This window comes from Acinetobacter sp. BEC1-S18-ESBL-01 (assembly GCF_014169935.1).
Classification (GTDB): Bacteria; Pseudomonadota; Gammaproteobacteria; order Pseudomonadales; family Moraxellaceae; genus Acinetobacter; species Acinetobacter pittii.
In genome coordinates this window covers 1,997,325-2,016,261 of the sequence record NZ_AP022302.1, presented here as the reverse complement: position 1 = coordinate 2,016,261, position 18,937 = coordinate 1,997,325, and the positions used below count along the sequence as shown (strand labels likewise).

Genomic DNA, 18,937 nt, shown 5'->3' with positions numbered 1-18,937 from the left:
AAACTTAAATACCTAAAAAGGCATATTTTATGGAATGTATGAGAATTCAACCTGTAACGAGTGCTCCTGGTGAAAATGCATTATTTATTGTATTGGGACTAGCTCAAGGTGATTCTGTAATAGAAAAAGTAAAAGATTTTGCTGCTAATTTTTCAGCACTAACCAGAAGTCTCTTTAATCGTTATCCAGATAGTAAATTTAATGCTACTTTAGGTTTTAGCTCAAATGCATGGGATATATTATTTCCAGAGCAATCCAAGCCTCAAGAGTTACAACCATTTCAAGAAATTAGAGGTCCCAAATACACGGCTGTCTCAACTCCGGGTGATTTATTTTTTCATATACGTGCTGATCGTCAGACTTTATGTTACGAGCTAGGTAATATAATTAATCAACAGCTTGGTAAAGTAACGTATCCAATTGATGAAGTTCATGGTTTTCGTTATTTTGACGGTCGTGCAATTATTGGCTTTGTGGATGGAACAGAGAATCCTGAACCTGTTATTGCAGCACAGTGGGCATTAGTAGGCGATGAAGACCCTGACTTTATCGGGGGAAGTTATGCTTTTATCCAGAAATATACACATGATATGGATAAATGGCGTTCATTAACTGACGAAGAACAAGAAAAAGTGATTGGCCGTAAAAAGTTCAATGATGTTGAGCTCGGCGATGATGAAAAACCTTTAACGGCTCATAATGTCGTTAGTAAAGCTCATGATGCAGAAGGTAATGAACTTAAAATTATGAGAGCTAATATGCCTTTTTCAAATCCTTCTAGAAATGAATATGGTACATTCTTTATTGGCTACTCGCGTAAATTTAGTACAACCCGACAAATGCTTGAGAACATGTTTTTAGGTAACGAGCATGGTAATCTGGATCGGTTACTTGACTTTAGTACTGCTCAAACAGGTACTTTATTTTTTGTACCGACTGTAGATTTTCTTGATGATTTAGGCGATGAATAGTCGTTAGTTTAGAAAACTCAAATGATGGGAGTGACTAGATGACTTCCATTATTTAAATTGAAATAAATATGATGTGATGAAATGTTTAAAAAGATAACGCAGCTTTTTCAAGGCTCAAAAGAAACGCCAGAACAACTTTACTTGCAAGAGAATCAATTAAAATTTGATTCTGAACGTGGGCCTATCATTAATGATGTAGTGATTAATCAGAAGTGGTCAGAGCGTCTTGAATATTTCTCAAACCGTAAATTACAGAATTTTGATAATCTTCAAAAGTTATTTCAAATTACGCCACAAATTAATGAAAAGATTGATTTAGAAATCGCAACACAGCGCTATGTTGCAAGATTGGAAAATACTCAAGAAAAGCTACTTCAACTCAAAGCGATTATACAAATTTTAAATCAATATTATGTTTTGTTTTTGCGTGATAAATAATCATAGTTGATTGATTAAAAAATATAAAAAGTAGGGCCAACTAGTAGTTTGATTTTCAAAAAAATAACTCATTTCACTAAAAACATCATGCTACTATTGAGCTCATATCTTCTTAGCTGATAAAAGCCATATACATGTTTCAACAAGAAATCTCTCAATTGAATTTACAACAGCTCAAAGCCGGTGAAAAGCGTTGGGTAGGGTCGTTATTAGGTTCTTCTGCTGCATTATTATTCAAAGAAATTGCCGTTCAGCATTCATCTTTGCTCGTTGTAGTAGCTCGAAATAACCAACATGTTGCTCAGTTAGAAAGTGAACTTGAATTTTATGGCATAAAACCGACAATTTTCCCTGATTGGGAAATTTTGCCGTATGACCGCTTGTCACCTCATCAAGATATTGTTTCAGAACGACTCGCGATTTTATCCAATATGCCGCAAAAAGGTATATTGCTCATTTCAGCAAGCACTTTAGCTCAAAGAGTTGCACCATATTCTTGGGTTTTAGGTGAGCATTTTGATATACGTGTGGGGCAAAAATTTGATTTAGAACAACAGAAGCTACGTTTAGTACAAGCTGGGTATCATTTAGTAGATACAGTTTACGACCATGGTGAGTTTGCTGTACGTGGCAGCATTATGGATATTTTTGCATCTGGTCAGGATGCACCTATCCGTATTGACCTGTTTGATGATGAAATTGATACTTTAAAATTCTTTGATCCAGAAACACAAAGAACCACCACAACTTTAAAAAGTTTTACAGTTCTTCCCGCGAAAGAGTTCCCATTAAAAGAAGCTCGTTCCATTTTCAGAGATCGTTATTCTGAACTTTTTCCGACTGCAAATCCTAAGAAAAACCCAATTTACCAAGATGTTCTTGATGGAATTGCATCTCCGGGAATTGAGTTTTATTTACCGTTATTTTTTGATAAAACTCACATGCAATCTCAAAGTACACTTACAACGTACTTTCCAAAGAATTGCATTGTAATTACAAATAATGATATAGATATTGATTTAACCAGTTTTTGGAAAGAAGTTTTTCGTCGCTATGAAGATAGACGCCATAACGCAGACCAGCCAATTCTCCCTCCTGATGAGTTATTTATTGCACCAAATAACTTACTAAGTGCTTTAAATCAGTTCCCGCGTATGCTTGTGAGCGCTGAAGCAGTTGAAGAAAAAGCTGGGGCTCTAAATCTTAAGGTTGAGCAACCACCTAAGTTGCCAGTTGATCCGAAAAAAGACAAACCATTTGCTGTAGTTAAAAAATATATTGATGAAGCAAATCATCCTGTTTTATTGGTTGCAGAAAGTGCTGGTCGACGTGAAAGTTTAAGAGATGGCTTGCGTGCCAGTCTGGGAGATATTCCTAGCGTAGATAGTTTTGAGCAATTCCAGAAAAGTCAGTTTGCGATTGCGATTACGAATGCACCATTAGACCGTGGTTTGCTTTTAACCGATCAATTGTCTGTTATTTCAGAAAATCAGTTGTATGAGCATCGCGTAGTTCAACGTCGTCGTAAACGTCAGCAAGAAGTTTCAGAAGAATTCCTAATTCGTAGTTTGACCGAATTAAGCATAGGTGCTCCTGTTGTTCATATTGACCATGGTGTAGGGCGTTATGCTGGATTAATTACTTTGGCAATTGAAGGGCAAGATTATGAATTCTTGCAACTAGACTATGCTGAAGAGGCAAAAGTTTACGTGCCTGTGACTAACTTGCATCTCATTAGTCGCTATAGTGGCGGAGATCCAGATTTAGCACCATTACATAAAATTGGAACTGACGCGTGGAGTAAGGCTAAACGTAAAGCTTTAGAACAAATTCATGATGTTGCAGCAGAGTTGCTACATATACAGGCACGTCGTCAGTCAAAACCTGGTTTTGGCTTTGAAGTCGATCAGTCGCTTTATATGCAATTTGCAAGCGGATTTGCGTATGAAGAAACACTTGATCAAGCCAATGCTATTGAAGCGACGCTTTATGATATGCAACAAGCTAAACCGATGGATCGACTTGTTTGTGGGGACGTTGGTTTTGGTAAAACAGAAGTTGCAATGCGAGCAGCATTTGTTGCGGTGCAAAATGGTAAGCAGGTCGCTGTTTTAGTACCGACGACATTACTTGCTCAACAGCATTATGAATCTTTTAAAGACCGCTTTGCCGACTGGCCTGTTCGTATTGAAGTATTATCACGCTTTGGTTCAAATAAAACGCATACGAAAAATATTGAAGATCTTGCTGAGGGCAAAGTCGATATTGTGGTGGGTACCCATAAACTTTTACAAGAAAATGTACAGTTTAAAGATCTAGGGTTAATGGTAGTCGACGAAGAACATCGTTTTGGTGTGCGTGATAAAGAGCGTATTAAAGCATTACGCGCAGATGTTGATATGTTAACACTTACAGCTACACCAATTCCACGAACTTTAAATATGGCTTTTTCGGGAATGCGTGATTTATCTATCATTGCTACACCGCCAGCCCGTCGTTTAGCTGTTAAAACCTTTGTACAAGAACATACCGAAGCGTCTATTAAAGAAGCGATCTTGCGTGAGTTACTACGTGGTGGCCAAGTATATTTCTTGCACAATGAAGTTGATACGATTGAGAGAGCAGCTGAAAATATTCGCGTGCTTGTTCCTGAAGCTCGTGTAGCAGTGGCTCATGGGCAAATGAGGGAAAGAGAACTTGAGCAAGTCATGCAACAGTTCTATCACAAAGAATACAATGTATTGGTATGTTCAACAATTATCGAAACTGGAATTGATGTTCCAAATGCCAACACTATTTTGATAGAAAGGGCTGACAAACTTGGTTTAGCTCAACTACACCAATTACGTGGCCGTGTGGGGCGTTCACATCACCAAGCTTATGCTTATTTATTAGTTCCTTCGATAAAGCATCTAAAAGGTGATGCTGAAAAACGCCTTGATGCAATCCAACGTGCTTCAACTCTTGGTGCTGGTTTCATGCTGGCTACAGAAGATTTAGAAATTCGAGGCGCAGGTGAGCTTTTAGGTGAGCAGCAAAGTGGTTCAATGCAAGCAATTGGTTATAGTTTGTATATGGAAATGCTTGAAAAAGCTACTAAGGCGATTCAACAAGGGAAAACACCGAATTTTGATGCACCTTTATCATTAACAGCAGAAATTAATTTACACATTCCTGCACTGATTCCAGATGAGTATTTAGGTGACGTACATCAGCGTTTATTATTCTATAAGCGTATTAGTAATACAGATACCCAAGAAAAGCTCGACAATATACGTATGGAGCTGATTGACCGTTTTGGGGTTCCACCGCAATCAGTTAAACACTTATTTAGTGTTCACCAAATTCGCCTGAAAGCTGAACAGTTAGGGATTACTAAAATCGATATTAATACTCAAGGCGGCAATATTGAATTCTCGCCTGATACACCTGTTCAGGCCATCAGTATTATTCAACTCATGCAAAAGCATCCAACCTATTATCGTATGGAAGGTGGTCAACGTTTAAAGGTTATGGTTCAGCTTGAGGAACAGGAAAAACGAATCCAATTTATTAATGATTTGTTAGCGAAATTATTGAATGAATTACATGCTTAAATAGTGTTTTAAAGTGATTTCAACTCAACAAGAATCTTTTGTATGTTGATAACAGAATTTTATGCGCGATTTCTTGGTCTATTCTGGGAATAAGTGCATAAAATCATTGTTATTTGTAATCAAACCAGACACTAGCAATACTCACATTAAAACTGATGTGATAGTATTAGCCATTATTGTTTATTGTCATTTATAAAAGATATGTTTAGTTTGCATCCACAACTTGCTCAAGATACTTTTTTTGTAGGCGATTTTCCGCTTTCAACATGTCGTTTAATGAATGATATGCAATTCCCTTGGCTGATTTTAATCCCTCGGGTGCCGGGAATCACAGAATTATATGAGTTGAGCCAAGCTGACCAAGAACAGTTTTTACGTGAATCAAGTTGGTTATCTAGCCAGCTATCTCGCGTATTCCGTGCTGATAAAATGAATGTTGCAGCTTTAGGGAATATGGTGCCTCAATTGCATTTCCATCATGTGGTACGTTATCAGAATGATGTTGCATGGCCTAAACCAGTATGGGGGACACCTGCGGTTCCTTATACAAATGATGTGCTGGCTCATATGCGTCAAACTCTTATGCTTGCGTTACGTGGTCAAGGCGATATGCCATTTGATTGGCGCATGGACTAAATCAATGCAATGCCACATTTATATGAATGTGGCTACATTGAGGTGTGGAGGATAGGGTGCAATTAGAGAGGTTTATCGATAGAGAGCCTAAGCAGTTTGCATATTTTCATCGTTTGATGGGATATTCAATTCTGTCATTAATTTTAGTGATCTATGCTTTTACCTCACCTAATACAAATTATCAGATCTATGTTCCACCTTTTTTCCTATTTCTGCTTTTTATTAGTTCGAAGTTAGAACATTGGCTTCAGTACCAATTCGATAAAAAAACTCAAAAAAGTGTTTTCTTTGCAATCGATGCAATTGTTGTAGCAGTTACCTTAGCAGGTCTGCATCTTAATTTGGTGCCTACATTTATTGCACTCTTCGCATTATTTTATTCAGCAATTAATAGTCGTATTTCTTTCGCAGTCATTTGTTTGACCAGCTTGTTAGGCGCGATTATTTTTTATTTAAGTACTTTCTTTTTATTTGGTTTTTATACATATTTTGAGCCTACTAGCCAAGAGTTGACTGTAATTACACTTCTTGGTTTGGTTATGTTTATTACCATTGGAAATTATTACCAACATCGCTGGGTTAAAAAAATCAGTCAGCAGCGACAACATTACTATGACCAAATGACTCGCTATATTGCTTTTGCTAATCAGTTAAGCCGTTATGCACCATTACAGTTATGGCAATCTATTATGCGTGGTGAGGCTGAAGCAAAGATTGAATATAAGCGTAAAAAAATGACGGTGTTTTTTTCTGATATTCAGGGTTTTACAGAGTTATCAGAAACTTTGATTCCAGATGATTTGGCATTTTTGCTTAATGATTATTTAAGCCATATGACTGAAATTGCTAAACAGTATGAAGCTACAGTTGATAAATTTATGGGGGATGCCATTCTCATATTTTTTGGTGATCCGAATTCACAAGGTGTGGAGCAAGATGCCAAAGCCTGTGTAGAAATGGCAATCGCTATGCGTCAGCAAATGAAATTGTTGCGCGAGCGCTGGAAAAAAATGGGTTACTCAGCATTGCATATCCGAATGGGTATTAGTACTGGTTATTGCCACGTAGGAAATTATGGGGCAACACATCGTATGGCTTATACGATTGTAGGTCGTGATGTGAATTTAGCGGCTCGTCTGCAATATGCTGCTGAAATAGATGAAATCTTAATTTCAGATGATACTTATCAATTAATCAAAAGTGATTTCCTGTGCGCACCTAAAACACCGATTTATCTAAAAGGTATTCAAGGTGCCGTAAAGACATGGCAAGTGATGGAGAAATATACAGGGAATAAGTCAGATCATCAGCAATGGTTTGATTATGAGTATAAAGGCTTTCACTTGGTACTTAATTTAGAGGAAGTACAAAACTATGAATATCCTGAACTAGTAGAAGTGCTTGAGAAAATGATTCAACGAATTAAAGTTCAACAAACTTTAGTGAATACTCAAGGTATAGCGCAGTTAAGACTTGAAGATGAAGTTAAACCTTTAGAAATAGACCAGCAAGATCAGGTTTAGAGTTTATAAAACATAAAAAAAGCTGCTTTTAAAGCAGCTTTTTTTATTAACACGATTAATGATTTTCTGAAGCGTGGTTGATTGTATATTTAGGAATCTCAATTTCTAAATCTTCATCAACAATTTTTACTTGGCATGAAAGGCGAGAATCTGGTTCAAGGCCCCAAGCACGATCTAAAAGATCTGCTTCAACATCATTCATTTCTTCTAGGCTATCAAAACCTTTACGAACTACTACGTGACAGGTAGTGCAAGCACATGACATATCACATGCGTGTTCGATTTTAATTCCTCGATCAAGCAAACTTTGGCAAAGATTTGCATTTTGTTCAACTTCAAATTCTGCACCTTCAGGACAAAATTGAGCGTGAGGAAGTACTTTAATACGGGGCATATTGATCACCTATACCTTTAGTTTGAATTTGACCAATCTTCAAGTTTTGTACCTTTTAAGGCGTGGTCAATATGTCGATTCATACGTAGTGCAGCAAAAGCATCACTATGTACTTTAAGTTGTTCTACAGCTTTTTCAATTGCTTGAATACCATTACTTTCAAGTTGTACCTTAAGCGAATTTTCAGCGGCTTTAAGTGCTTCGAGTTGCTCATTATTGAGTAAATCAGCATCTACTTTCAAAGCTTGTTCTAATGCTTCAAGCTCACGTTGGGCCTCAACTTTGGTTTCTTTTAAATGACGCAGATTTTTATCTTCTTCCGCGTGCTGGAAACCTTCAATTAATAAGCGTTCAGTGTCAGACTCTGATAAACCATAAGATGGTTTAATATCAATTTGGGCTTGTACACCTGAAGTTGTTTCACGAGCTGAAACAGTAAGCAAGCCATCTGCATCTACTTGAAAGGTAACTTCAATACGTGCTTGACCAGCAGTCATTGGAGGAATGCCATGAAGAACGAATCTTCCTAACGATCGACAGTGTTCGACTAAATCTCTTTCACCTTGAACTACATGAATCAGCATGGCAGTTTGGCCATCTTGATACGTAGTAAACTCTTGGCGACGAGCAACCGGAATAGCTGTATTACGAGAAATAAGACGCTCTACTAATCCACCCATGGTTTCTAAACCAAGAGAAAGAGGAGTAACATCTAAAAGTAGTGAGCCGTCTTGGCTGTTTCCAATTAATTGATTGGCTGTGATAGAAGCTCCAATCGCTACTACTTCATCAGGATTAATCGTGCAAAGTGGTTCTTGATTAAACACATTGCGAACTGCTTGCTGAACAGCATACGAACGGGTAGAGCCACCTACTAAAACAACATTTTGAATATCTGATAACTCAAGTTTTGCATCACGTAAAACGCGTTTGCAAACACTGATTGTTTTGTCTAAAGCAACTTGAATAATGCTCTCAAAGGTTGAACGATTAAGTGTTAGTACATTTTCAATTAGTTTTAACTGAACGGATTCTTGTGTAGAGAGTTGTTCTTTTGCTTGGCGAGCAGCAACAATAAATACTGCATAGTTTTCATCACTTAGCGTATCAATATTTAATTGTTTTTTAGCCCACTTAACAATGAGACGATCTAAATCATCACCGCCTAAAGCAGTATGACCACCTGTAGCTAATACTTCAAAGACACCTTGTGAAAAACGTAGGATTGATACGTCGAAAGTACCACCACCTAGGTCATAAATCACATAGTTATGATCTGTAGCTAAATTCGTTTCTTGATCTAAACCATAAGCCACAGCAGCAGCAGTTGGCTCATTTAATAGGCGTAATACATTCAACCCAGCCAGCTGTGCGGCATCGCGTGTTGCTTGACGTTGTGCTTCATCAAAATAAGCTGGAACAGTAATTACGGCTCCATTTACTGGGTTTTGTAAGCTAGATTCAGCACGCTCTTTTAGTTGTTTTAAAATTTCAGCTGAAATTTCAACAGGCGTTTTACGACCAGAACGTGTCTCGAAAGCTGGCATCTCATTTTCAGAACCCACTAATTCATATGGGTGTTGAAATTTGATATCTGCTTTTGAGCGTCCCATAAAACGCTTTACAGAAACAATTGTATTTTTTGGATCAGCAATAATGAAAGGTTTTGCTTCTTCACCATAATGAGTGACATCATTTCCATAATGCACAATAGAAGGAAGAAGTCGTCTTTCTTTTTCGTCGTTAAGGACTTTTGGTTTGCCTGATAACACTGTCGCAACTAAAGAATGTGTTGTTCCTAGGTCGATACCAATCGCAATGCGGTGTTCATGTGGGGCACTGGATTGACCCGGTTCAGCAATTTGCAAAAGTGCCATGAGTTAAATCCTTTGAATATAAATTGGAAAAAGCAAATTAAAAATCATCGTCTAAATCAAAGTTGTCTTCATCATCCAACAGTTGATCTTCTGCTTTTTCAATATCGTTAAGAACGCGCTGAAAGAAACGTAATTTACGTACAGTATCTCGAGCTTCGCCCCAATCTTCATCTGAGTAGTCAATTTTAAATTCGCGAACTAAGCCATCAATCCACTGAAAAACTTCTTGCTTAAGAGTACTTAAATGCTCTTGTGAAGTTGCTTCATCAAGTTGCTCACGAAGTTCTAGAGCTGATTGTAGGAACTCAAAATCACTAATGGATTGATCAAGGTGATGATCTTGCTTTTTTAACGCTAATAGATAAGCAGCGCGGCTATCTACTTGCGAAAGTACTTTAAAAGCTTGATTGATTTCACTTGATTTGATCAATGCCTGATCTTTATCTTCTGCTTTATCTGGGTGATATTGCTGTTGCAAACTTAAGAAACTAGATTTTAAGCTCGCCAAATCGATATCGAGTTCTACGGGTAAATTGAACAACTCAAAATGATTCATTAGAAAGGAGGTCCACGTTAATTAAATACATTAAAACAGTGCTATAAAAAGTCACTGTTTTAATGAAAAGGATGGAAGGAGAAGAGGGAGTTATACAGTGAAAGACTCACCGCAACCACATTCACCTTTTTTATTGGGATTGTTAAATTCGAACCCTTCGTTAAGGCCATTTTTTACGTAGTCCATTTCTAAGCCTTCTAAATAGACAAGACTTTTTGGATCTACAAAAACCTTAACGCCAAATTGTTCGAAAACTTGGTCATGTTCATCGACAGAATCAACAAATTCGAGAACATAAGCCAACCCAGAACAACCAGAAGTTTTCACACCCACGCGAATGCCTTCACCCTTACCTCGATTTTTAAGGTAATTGCTAATATGAGTCGCAGCATTTTCAGTTAAATGAATCATGAAAACTCCAACGTTTACAATGGTAACAAATTAAGCTTTAGATTTTTTACTGCGGTAATCATCAATCGCAGCTTTAATTGCATCTTCAGCTAGTACAGAGCAGTGAACTTTTACTGGAGGAAGAGCAAGCTCAGTTGCGATATCAATATTTTTGATCGCTTGAGCTTCATCAAGAGTCTTGCCTTTTAACCATTCAGTTACAAGAGAGCTTGATGCAATTGCAGAACCACAACCATAAGTTTTGAAGCGTGCTTCTTCAATCACACCACTATCATTTACCTGAATTTGCAGACGCATCACGTCGCCACATGCAGGTGCACCCACCATGCCTGTACCAACATTTTCAGAGTTTTTATCTAAAACACCAACATTACGTGGGTTTTCGTAATGATCAATTACCTTTTCGCTATAAGCCATTTCGCTTCTCCAAACCTCGGGGTCAGCCTAATATTAATATGAGGGTTAAAACACTAATTTCAATAATTAGTGTTCTGCCCATTCAACTGTAGAAAGATCGATACCTTCTTTGTACATATCCCAAAGCGGAGAAAGTTCACGTAATTTCTCAACAGCGGCTTTGGTAATTGTAAGCACGTGGTCAATGTCTTCTTCAGTTGTGTATTTACCAAAACTAAAGCGGATTGAGCTGTGTGCTAGCTCATCAGATAAACCTAATGCGCGAAGAACATATGAAGGCTCTAAAGTTGCAGAAGTACAAGCAGAACCACTTGATACTGCAGCATCTTTAAGCGACATCATTAAAGATTCACCTTCAACAAAGTTGAAGCTAACATTTAAATAGTTTGCAACGTTTTGAGTTGGGTGACCATTTAAGAACACTTGTTCAAGGTCTTGTAAACCGTTCCAAAGTTTGTCACGAAGTTTACGGAGACGCTCTTGTTCTGCATGCATTGTTTTACCTGCAATCTCAAAAGCTTCACCCATACCAACGATTTGGTGAGTAGCCAAAGTACCAGAACGCATACCACGTTCATGACCACCACCATGGATTTGTGCTTTTAGACGAACACGTGGGCTACGACGTACATATAATGCGCCGATACCTTTTGGACCATAAATTTTATGAGCAGAGAAACTCATAAGGTCAATTTTCATCGTAGATAAGTCGATATCAACTTTACCAGCTGCTTGCGCTGCATCTACGTGGAAAAATGTTTTGTTGGCACGTGTTAATTCACCAATCGCCGCTACATCTGTAACTGTACCGATTTCATTGTTTACCATCATAAGAGAAACAAGAATAGTATCTGGGCGAAGGGCAGCCTTAACCATTTCAGGAGTGATTAAACCTGTTTGTGGTTCTGGCTCTAAATAAGTAATTTCAAAACCTTGTTCTTCTAATTCACGACAAGGATCTAGAACAGCTTTGTGTTCAATTTTACTTGTAATGATATGTTTGCCTTTAGATGCATAGAATTGAGCTACACCTTTAAGAGCAAGGTTATCTGATTCAGTTGCACCAGAAGTCCAAACGATTTCACGTGGATCAGCTTTAATTAAATTTGCTACTTGCTCACGTGCATATTCAACTTTTTCTTCTGCCTGCCAGCCATAAGCGTGCGAACGAGACGCAGCATTACCAAAGGTACCGTCGAAAGTTAAACACTCCATCATACGTTCTGCAACTTGCGGATCTACTGGAGTGGTTGCTGCGTAATCAAGATAAATTGGACGTTTCATATCAAATACCTGTACCCGATAAAAGAGCTGAATCTGTGCCAGTCACATTTTGGCGTAATGCAACAGTTTGAACGTTGTCTCGGCTAATGAGGTCGGCAAGAGAGATTTTTGCTAAATAGTCGGCAATATGATGAGAGAGTTCTTGCCATAAATCATGAGTGAGACACATTGCACCATTTTGGCAGTTACCTTTATGGTCACAACGTGTTGCATCAACCGTTTCATTTACAGCTTCAATAATTTCTAACACAGTAATTTCATCAGCATTTCGAGCCAAATGGTAACCACCATTTGCACCACGAACACTAGAAACTAACCCATGACGCTTAAGTTTTGCGAATAACTGTTCTAAATAAGCAACTGAAATGGATTGGCGTGCGGCAATTTCGGCGAGCGTGATCGTTTGTTCAGTTGGCTGCAAAGCTAAATCAAGTAGAGCAGTCACTGCGTAGCGACCGCGAGTTGTAAGGCGCATGATTCGATACACATGTTAAGACTAGATAATAGGATTTTATGAATCCCGACTAAAATAGTCAAGTTTTTTAATTTTTAATTCAAGTGTAGGAACAAAATAGAAAAATAAATTAGGCAACCCAAAAATTATATATGAAATAAACAATAAATATTAGGCTAATTATACCAAAGGAGAAGTTAATATTTCGTTGACGTCGTTGTAAGCGAGTAATTCGATTTTGATATTGTTTAATTTCCACGTGAAGGGAGTTGATCTCTGATCTTTGTTGATCAATTTTCTCAAGTAATGGAGCGATCCGTTTACGTGAAGCAAGGGTTTCAGCTTCATCATCTGAAGTGTTAAACCACTGTTTCCAGTCAACTAGCAATTTTGGTAGAGTTAAATGAGAAATTAAATCTAGAAGTTCCTTTTTCGTTTCCTCATCACCATCAATACGCATATTTTTAAGACTGCGTTGGTTAGAAAAACCAAAAATTTTAATTAAATCGATAAGCGTACTATTGATCTCAAGATCAATACGTCTATCAAAAGAATGAATATCGAATAACAAACCTTTTTCTGTAAATTGAACATAGAAGTCAAAGAAAGGTAAATAGCTATTAATACGAATCGTTGTTTTGTTCAAAATAAACTTTTTCGCTTGCAAGCGAAGGGCACCATCGTGGGTGAGAATAAATGAAAAAAAAGTTTCTAAAATAATTAGAACAATATTCAGCAACAGACGCGGATGTTTTTGTCTTTGTTGCGTTTCACTCATAAAAGTTTATCCTTAGAAATAGCAATTAACCGAAGAATGGGACATCCTATCCCAAACTTAACACAATGTCGTGTTAAATATATTTACATGACTTATTTGCTTTGTAGAACAGTTTTGTAAATGGATCAAGTCTTTACTTTGTTATTATAGAAATATTTTGTGGTCAAATCAGTCATCATTTCTCTCATCTGATTAGGAGTTTAGATTAATGGATAATGCAAATACAGATACCCAGATAGAAGAGTCCGAGGAAAAAAATAAATTAAAATCAAAAAGTTCAAGAAAATCAGCTTTAGATTTTAGGAAGTATACTAAGCAAATTTGGCTAGCAGGACTTGGTGCTTTTTCACGTGCGGAAGAAGAGGGAAATAAGCTTTTTGATTCTTTGGTTAAAGTGGGTGAGGAGCTAGAATCAAAAACTGGAGACTTGGCAGACAATACTGTTGGCAAGGTCACAGAAAAAGCAAAAGAATCTGTATCTGAAACAAAAGATAGAGTAGAAAAGATTCTTGATACGAGTGTTAATCACTCTTTAAACCGTATTGGGCTGGTGACGCCGAAGGATTTGCAACACATCGAACAACTGCTCGTACAACTGCATATTAAGGTGGATGCTTTAATAGAAGAAAATCAACAGTTGAAAGCAAAATTGAATAAAAAGTAAAAAAATGTTGGGATTTAGCAAATATATAACAGTTTTTTAGCATTTATTTTTGCTAAAAGCCCTGCTCTAGTATTGCGTTTTCCCCTAAAGCATTGCTATAAAGGCGTCATGGCCTTTTAAACTATAGCCTTGGACCTTAAACAAACGATATTAAGAGGATGTTTTATTCATGAATAAATCAGAATTAATCGATGCAATTGCTGAAAAAGGGGGAGTATCTAAGACTGATGCAGGCAAGGCACTCGATGCGACAATTGCGTCAATTACTGAAGCACTTAAAAAAGGTGACACAGTAACTTTAGTTGGTTTTGGTACTTTCAGTGTTAAAGAACGTGCTGCACGCACTGGTCGTAACCCTAAAACTGGTGAAGAGCTTCAAATTAAAGCAACAAAAGTACCTAGCTTTAAAGCTGGTAAAGGTCTTAAAGATTCAGTAGCTTAATCTTTTAAGATGAATAAACGCGCCAATATAGGCGCGTTTTTTATTAAATATCTGAATTGACCAATATTGCTCATTCATTGATTGTGGTTTTTCAGTTAAAATTCTCCTCGAAATAAAATATTGGAATACTTATGGAATCGTTTCGTACAGTCATTAAGGGTTGGCTCGGCAAAGTCCTTCTAATTTTGTTTTTGACCCCTTTAGCACTTGTAGGTATTGAAGGATATTTTAATAGGGGAAACAAGGCTGATGTTGCTAAGACAGTAAATGGCCAAGAAATATCTAAAAAAGACCTTGAAACTTTAACTCAGTCTTACAAAGAACAATATTTAGCTGCTGTTAAAGGGGATGAAAGTTTACTTAATTTGCCTGTCATTCAGGCTAAGGCACTCGATATTTTGGTGTCACGTAATCTATTAATACAGCAAGCAGAAAAATTAGGTATCTCTTTGAGTGATGCTCAAATTGAGCAAATGTTAGCTCAGCAGCCTAGTTTGCAAGAGAATGGTCAATTCTCACAAAAACTCTATGAAAATTACTTACGTTCTATTGGCATGACGAGTCAGGGTTTAATAGCAAGCCTACGTCAAGATCATGCATTGAAAATGTTAACGTCAACGTTTGCTGATTACTCTTTAGTAAGCAAAGTTGATCTAATGCAAATTGCGAATTTGCAAACTGAACAACGTACGTTACATTTAGCTAGTATTAAATTAGATGCTTACAAAACAGGTTTAACGGCATCTAATCAAGAAGCTACAGATTACTATAACAAGCATCAAAATGAATTTAAGCAACAGGCTTCGGTTGATGTTGATTATGTTGTCTTATCTCCATCAATGATGGCTAAACCAGCTCCTGCAACTGAAGCTGAACTTCAGCAAGCTTATGCAAAGTTTGTTGAAACTCAGAAAAAAGATGCTAAACGAACTGTAAAGCATATTTTAATTACTACTGATGCTCGTGATGACGCAGCTGCTCAAAAACTTGCAAAAGAAGTTTATGCGAAAATTCAGGGTGGTCTTTCGTTTGCACAAGCTGCATCGCAGTTCTCTGAAGATACTAGTTCAAAAGCAAAAGGTGGTTTAGTTGAAGCATATGCTCCAGGTGTTTTCTCGGATGCATTTGATAAAACTGTTTTAAGTTTGAAAAATGGACAAGTTTCGCAGCCAGTAAAAACACAATATGGTTATCATATTATTGAAGCAGAAACTCAAGCTAACCAAATCCCTTCATTTGAAGCTGAGAAAGCGCGTTTAACGGCTGAGGTTGAAAAGAATAAAATTGCTACGGTTTATTCAGATGCCGTAAACAGTTTGAATGAAACAATTGTTGGTAATGATTCTTTAGAAGCTGTTGTACAAGAAGTAAAAGGTGCAAAAGTTGAATCATTGAATGGTGTAACTTTAGCAACTCAAAACCCATATTTAAGTGATCCAAGTGTCAAAATTAAGTTATTTAATGATGATGTGAAAAATGGTGACCGTAATGCATCATCTAATATTCAATTAGCAAATGGTGATACGGTATGGGTTAAAGTGCGTGATTACCACGCAGCTGGTGTAAAACCATTAGCGCAAGCGATGAATGAAGCAAAAGCCAAAGTTATCGATGCAAAAGCGCGTAAAGCAGCTCAAGCAAAAATTGCTACCATGTTGACTGAGTTTAAAACTCAACCAGCAGAACAAGTAGTTGCTAAAAATAAAGTCGCATTTGAATCAGCTGGCGTATTTAGTCGTTCACAGGGTTTAAAGCGTGAAATTGAACGTGCAGCATTTAGTTTAGCTACCCCTAAACCGGGTATGTGGTCTGTTACAACAGCAAACTTGCCAAATGAACTGGTAGTCGTTGCAGTTTCAAATGTAAATTCATCAGCCGCTAATGCTATTCCTGCTGATCAATTACAACAGCTAAAACAACTTTATCGCCAATCACGTGGTCAACAAATATTGGAAGATTACAGCCAATATTTAAAATCACATGCAAAAATTAAATAAGAATGTGATCAAATAAAAAAAGCGCTTCGGCGCTTTTTTTATTTTCTATTAATCGAGAGGATGTTCTATATATTGCTGTCGATATTGTTTAGGTGATAAATCAAAAATTCTTTTAAAGGCCTGACTAAAAGCAGTCTCGGATGAATAGCCGACTTTGTTTGATATTTGCTGAATTGAAAAATTACTTGTGCGTAAGTACTGACTTGCTAAACGAAAACGATAATGTTGCAAATAAGTTAGAGGTGGTTCGCCAATAATACTATTAAATAGATTTGCGAATTTGGACCGTGACATACAGCATTGTTCTGCTAAAGATTCAACTGTCCAAGCGACTTCTGGTTGGCTATGAATAGCAGATAGGGCATTACTCAATTCAGGATGGGTTAACGCACTTAGCCAGTTTTGTTCATCTGTCATTTGTTGAACATGATCACGAATGCATTCAATGAGAAGAATACTGACTAAATGATCAATAATTTTGTCATGTCCCGGCCTGATTTTTTGAGTTTCAATTGCTAAAAAATAAAGCCCAATTTGTAGCCATTCGGGTGGGTTGGTTTGATTTTCGTGCTGAATATGCATGATCGAAGGTAATGCATTAATCAAAGGGCCTGCCATATGAGTATCGATCTGACAGCGCAAACACAGTAATAATGTTTTATCTGAAGAGGAGGTGCCAAACTCGATCGCGTCTTGTCTATGACCGTTAAAAAGTGAAGTAATATCTAATGAATCTACTAATTTAGTTGCTGTTGATTTTGAGTCGGTGGCATTATGTGCCTTTCCAGAAGGAATTAAAATAATATCACCAGCTGTCGCAATTATTTTTTCTGACGTATTAAGTTGAATATATACTGAACCAGTTAAAACAATATAGGCAAGTAAAGCAGATTGATCTTGTGTTTTAAAAGCCCATTCTCCTTGTGCTTTTAAATAGATGTATTCAGACTTATTAAGGTGAATATCATCAAAAAATTTACTTAGTGCATCCATCTTTAAATGATCAATCATTATTTTAATAAAATTATAGTGAGGTATAAGAATAGATCAACATGTGTTTTTAGGACAAAAAAGTGGAAGAAAATGCCAAAGACTTTGAAATAGGTTTTTTGGACGGTTACTACTGTTAAGTAAGTACTATTTCTTTAACTATATAGATATATAGAAAAAGGAAATATGACTATGAATGCACCAGTAAATGTTCAGCAAGAACTTATGCCAGTGCCAGCGTCTATGCGTGAGATAGATCGTAAGCGCTTTTTATGGATGATTAGTCCAGCCCTACCTGTAATTGGTTTAGGTATTTTAGCTGGTTACCATTTTGGCCCACGCCCATTAAAAAAAGTTTTCGCTTTAGGTGGTCCACTTTTATTACATGTTGTGATCCCTGCAATTGATACTGTTATTGGGAAGGATGCACGTAATCCGACTGATGAAGAAATTAAGCTTTTAGAAAAAGATCCATATTATTCACGTCTTGTGAAGAGTTTTATTCCACTGCAATATGCTGCAAATGTTTATGCATGTTATTTAACAAGCCGTAAAACCACGTCATTCATTGATAAAATTTTGCTCGGTGTTTCAATGGGTGCAATTAATGGTATTGCAATTAATACAGCCCATGAATTAAGCCATAAGCATGATCGTATTGATCATATTTTATCTCATCTTGCTTTGGTTCCTACAGGTTATAACCATTTCCGTATCGAACATCCTTATGGACACCATAAACGTGCAGCAACTCCTGAAGATCCGGCTTCTTCACGTATGGGCGAAACATTTTATGAGTTCTGGCCACGTACAGTTGTAGGTTCTTTTAAGTCTGCAATTGAAATTGAGAAGAATCGTTTAAAACGTAAAGGAAAAGAGTTCTGGTCAGCAGATAATGAATTATTACAAGGCTGGGGAATGAGTGCTGCTTTTCATGCCTCTATGGTTGGAATTTTTGGTAAAAGTACAATTCCATATTTAGCGACACAAGCATTTTATGGCATTAGTCTTTTTGAAATTATTAACTATATTGAACATTATGGTTTATTACGTCAGAAAAAAGAAAATGGTCAATATGAGCGCACAATGCCAGAGCATAGCTGGAACAACAATAACGTAGTAACAAACTTATTTCTGTACCAGTTGCAGCGTCACTCAGATCATCATGCTTATCCGACTCGTCCATTCCAAGCATTACGTCATTTTGATGAGGCACCAGAATTACCAAGTGGTTATGCAAGTATGTTATTACCTGCGTTAATTCCTTCGTTGTGGTTCAAAATAATGGATAAGCGAGTTTTTGATCACTATAAAGGTGATTTGAATAAAGCGAATATTTCACCAAAAAGACGTGCAAAAATCTTCAAAAAATTTGGTGCAGTAGATCAATCATTAGAAACATAAAAGTTGAATAAATAATATATATTCCTGAAATACCAAACCCTCTAATCATGTGATTAGAGGGTTTTTATTTTGCCTATAGATGGTAGTACTAAGCAGCAAGGGAAT

Annotated in this window: 18 protein-coding genes; 9 read left to right on the top strand and 9 right to left on the bottom strand. The window is 37.0% G+C overall.

The genetic code is table 11. The annotated features are described in order from the left end of the window. Nucleotides 1-38 precede the first annotated feature (38 nt). From H7R46_RS09435 to H7R46_RS09415, 5 genes are all read left to right on the top strand, one after another. On the top strand, nucleotides 39-971 hold the full coding sequence (locus H7R46_RS09435) for a Dyp-type peroxidase (protein WP_025466564.1): 933 nt from the start codon (nucleotides 39-41) through the stop codon (nucleotides 969-971). 81 nt (nucleotides 972-1,052) lie between these two features. Further along, a complete protein-coding gene (locus H7R46_RS09430) occupies nucleotides 1,053-1,409 on the top strand; it encodes a hypothetical protein (protein ID WP_005069467.1) in 357 nt (118 codons plus the stop codon). Between the two features lie 134 nt (nucleotides 1,410-1,543). Further along, the gene (mfd, locus tag H7R46_RS09425; RefSeq protein WP_005069462.1) at nucleotides 1,544-5,005 is read left to right on the top strand and encodes a transcription-repair coupling factor; all 3,462 of its coding nucleotides are present in this window, start codon (nucleotides 1,544-1,546) and stop codon (nucleotides 5,003-5,005) included. A 201-nt stretch (nucleotides 5,006-5,206) separates the two neighbouring features. Then, nucleotides 5,207-5,641 carry an HIT domain-containing protein gene (locus H7R46_RS09420; protein ID WP_002117900.1) on the top strand — a complete coding sequence of 145 codons (435 nt, stop codon included), beginning with the start codon at nucleotides 5,207-5,209 and terminating at the stop codon, nucleotides 5,639-5,641. Between the two features lie 56 nt (nucleotides 5,642-5,697). Continuing rightward, nucleotides 5,698-7,164, top strand: coding sequence for an adenylate/guanylate cyclase domain-containing protein (locus tag H7R46_RS09415; RefSeq protein WP_005069459.1), 1,467 nt, complete (start codon nucleotides 5,698-5,700; stop codon nucleotides 7,162-7,164). A 55-nt stretch (nucleotides 7,165-7,219) separates the two neighbouring features. On the opposite strand, the gene fdx is transcribed toward H7R46_RS09415, so the two are convergent. The 8 genes from fdx to H7R46_RS09375 form a co-directional block, all read right to left on the bottom strand. Further along, a complete protein-coding gene (fdx, locus tag H7R46_RS09410) occupies nucleotides 7,220-7,558 on the bottom strand; it encodes an ISC system 2Fe-2S type ferredoxin (RefSeq protein WP_005069455.1) in 339 nt (112 codons plus the stop codon). Nucleotides 7,559-7,575: 17 nt separating this feature from the next. Continuing rightward, nucleotides 7,576-9,435: a Fe-S protein assembly chaperone HscA gene (gene hscA / locus H7R46_RS09405; RefSeq protein WP_005069453.1), complete on the bottom strand. Its 1,860-nt coding sequence runs from the start codon at nucleotides 9,433-9,435 to the stop codon at nucleotides 7,576-7,578. A gap of 37 nt (nucleotides 9,436-9,472) precedes the next feature. Then, nucleotides 9,473-9,991, bottom strand: a complete 519-nt coding sequence (hscB, locus tag H7R46_RS09400) for a Fe-S protein assembly co-chaperone HscB (protein ID WP_002117921.1) — start codon at nucleotides 9,989-9,991, stop codon at nucleotides 9,473-9,475. 90 nt (nucleotides 9,992-10,081) lie between these two features. Continuing rightward, nucleotides 10,082-10,402 (bottom strand): iron-sulfur cluster assembly protein IscA, encoded by a 321-nt coding sequence (gene iscA, locus H7R46_RS09395; protein ID WP_002117986.1) that lies wholly within the window; start codon nucleotides 10,400-10,402, stop codon nucleotides 10,082-10,084. Nucleotides 10,403-10,432: 30 nt separating this feature from the next. Next, nucleotides 10,433-10,819 carry a Fe-S cluster assembly scaffold IscU gene (gene iscU, locus H7R46_RS09390; protein ID WP_002117907.1) on the bottom strand — a complete coding sequence of 129 codons (387 nt, stop codon included), beginning with the start codon at nucleotides 10,817-10,819 and terminating at the stop codon, nucleotides 10,433-10,435. A gap of 66 nt (nucleotides 10,820-10,885) precedes the next feature. Next, nucleotides 10,886-12,103, bottom strand: a complete 1,218-nt coding sequence (locus tag H7R46_RS09385) for an IscS subfamily cysteine desulfurase (protein ID WP_002117998.1) — start codon at nucleotides 12,101-12,103, stop codon at nucleotides 10,886-10,888. Nucleotide 12,104: 1 nt separating this feature from the next. Beyond that, the gene (locus H7R46_RS09380; RefSeq protein WP_002117915.1) at nucleotides 12,105-12,578 is read right to left on the bottom strand and encodes an Rrf2 family transcriptional regulator; all 474 of its coding nucleotides are present in this window, start codon (nucleotides 12,576-12,578) and stop codon (nucleotides 12,105-12,107) included. Between the two features lie 109 nt (nucleotides 12,579-12,687). Next, entirely contained in the window at nucleotides 12,688-13,335 is a 648-nt protein-coding gene (locus tag H7R46_RS09375) for a hypothetical protein (RefSeq protein WP_005069445.1), read from the bottom strand. Between the two features lie 208 nt (nucleotides 13,336-13,543). Between H7R46_RS09375 and H7R46_RS09370 the strand changes: the two genes are divergently transcribed. From H7R46_RS09370 to H7R46_RS09360, 3 genes are all read left to right on the top strand, one after another. Continuing rightward, nucleotides 13,544-13,999: a phasin family protein gene (locus H7R46_RS09370; RefSeq protein ID WP_005069443.1), complete on the top strand. Its 456-nt coding sequence runs from the start codon at nucleotides 13,544-13,546 to the stop codon at nucleotides 13,997-13,999. 169 nt (nucleotides 14,000-14,168) lie between these two features. Continuing rightward, nucleotides 14,169-14,441, top strand: coding sequence for an HU family DNA-binding protein (locus H7R46_RS09365; protein ID WP_001043034.1), 273 nt, complete (start codon nucleotides 14,169-14,171; stop codon nucleotides 14,439-14,441). Nucleotides 14,442-14,572: 131 nt separating this feature from the next. Then, a complete protein-coding gene (locus H7R46_RS09360) occupies nucleotides 14,573-16,438 on the top strand; it encodes a SurA N-terminal domain-containing protein (protein WP_182924192.1) in 1,866 nt (621 codons plus the stop codon). Nucleotides 16,439-16,486: 48 nt separating this feature from the next. Here the strand turns inward: H7R46_RS09360 and H7R46_RS09355 are convergent, their stop codons facing one another. Then, nucleotides 16,487-17,431: an AraC family transcriptional regulator gene (locus H7R46_RS09355; RefSeq protein ID WP_025469824.1), complete on the bottom strand. Its 945-nt coding sequence runs from the start codon at nucleotides 17,429-17,431 to the stop codon at nucleotides 16,487-16,489. 189 nt (nucleotides 17,432-17,620) lie between these two features. Between H7R46_RS09355 and H7R46_RS09350 the strand changes: the two genes are divergently transcribed. After that, a complete protein-coding gene (locus H7R46_RS09350) occupies nucleotides 17,621-18,832 on the top strand; it encodes an alkane 1-monooxygenase (protein WP_005069435.1) in 1,212 nt (403 codons plus the stop codon). The last annotated feature ends 105 nt before the right edge of the window (nucleotides 18,833-18,937 follow it).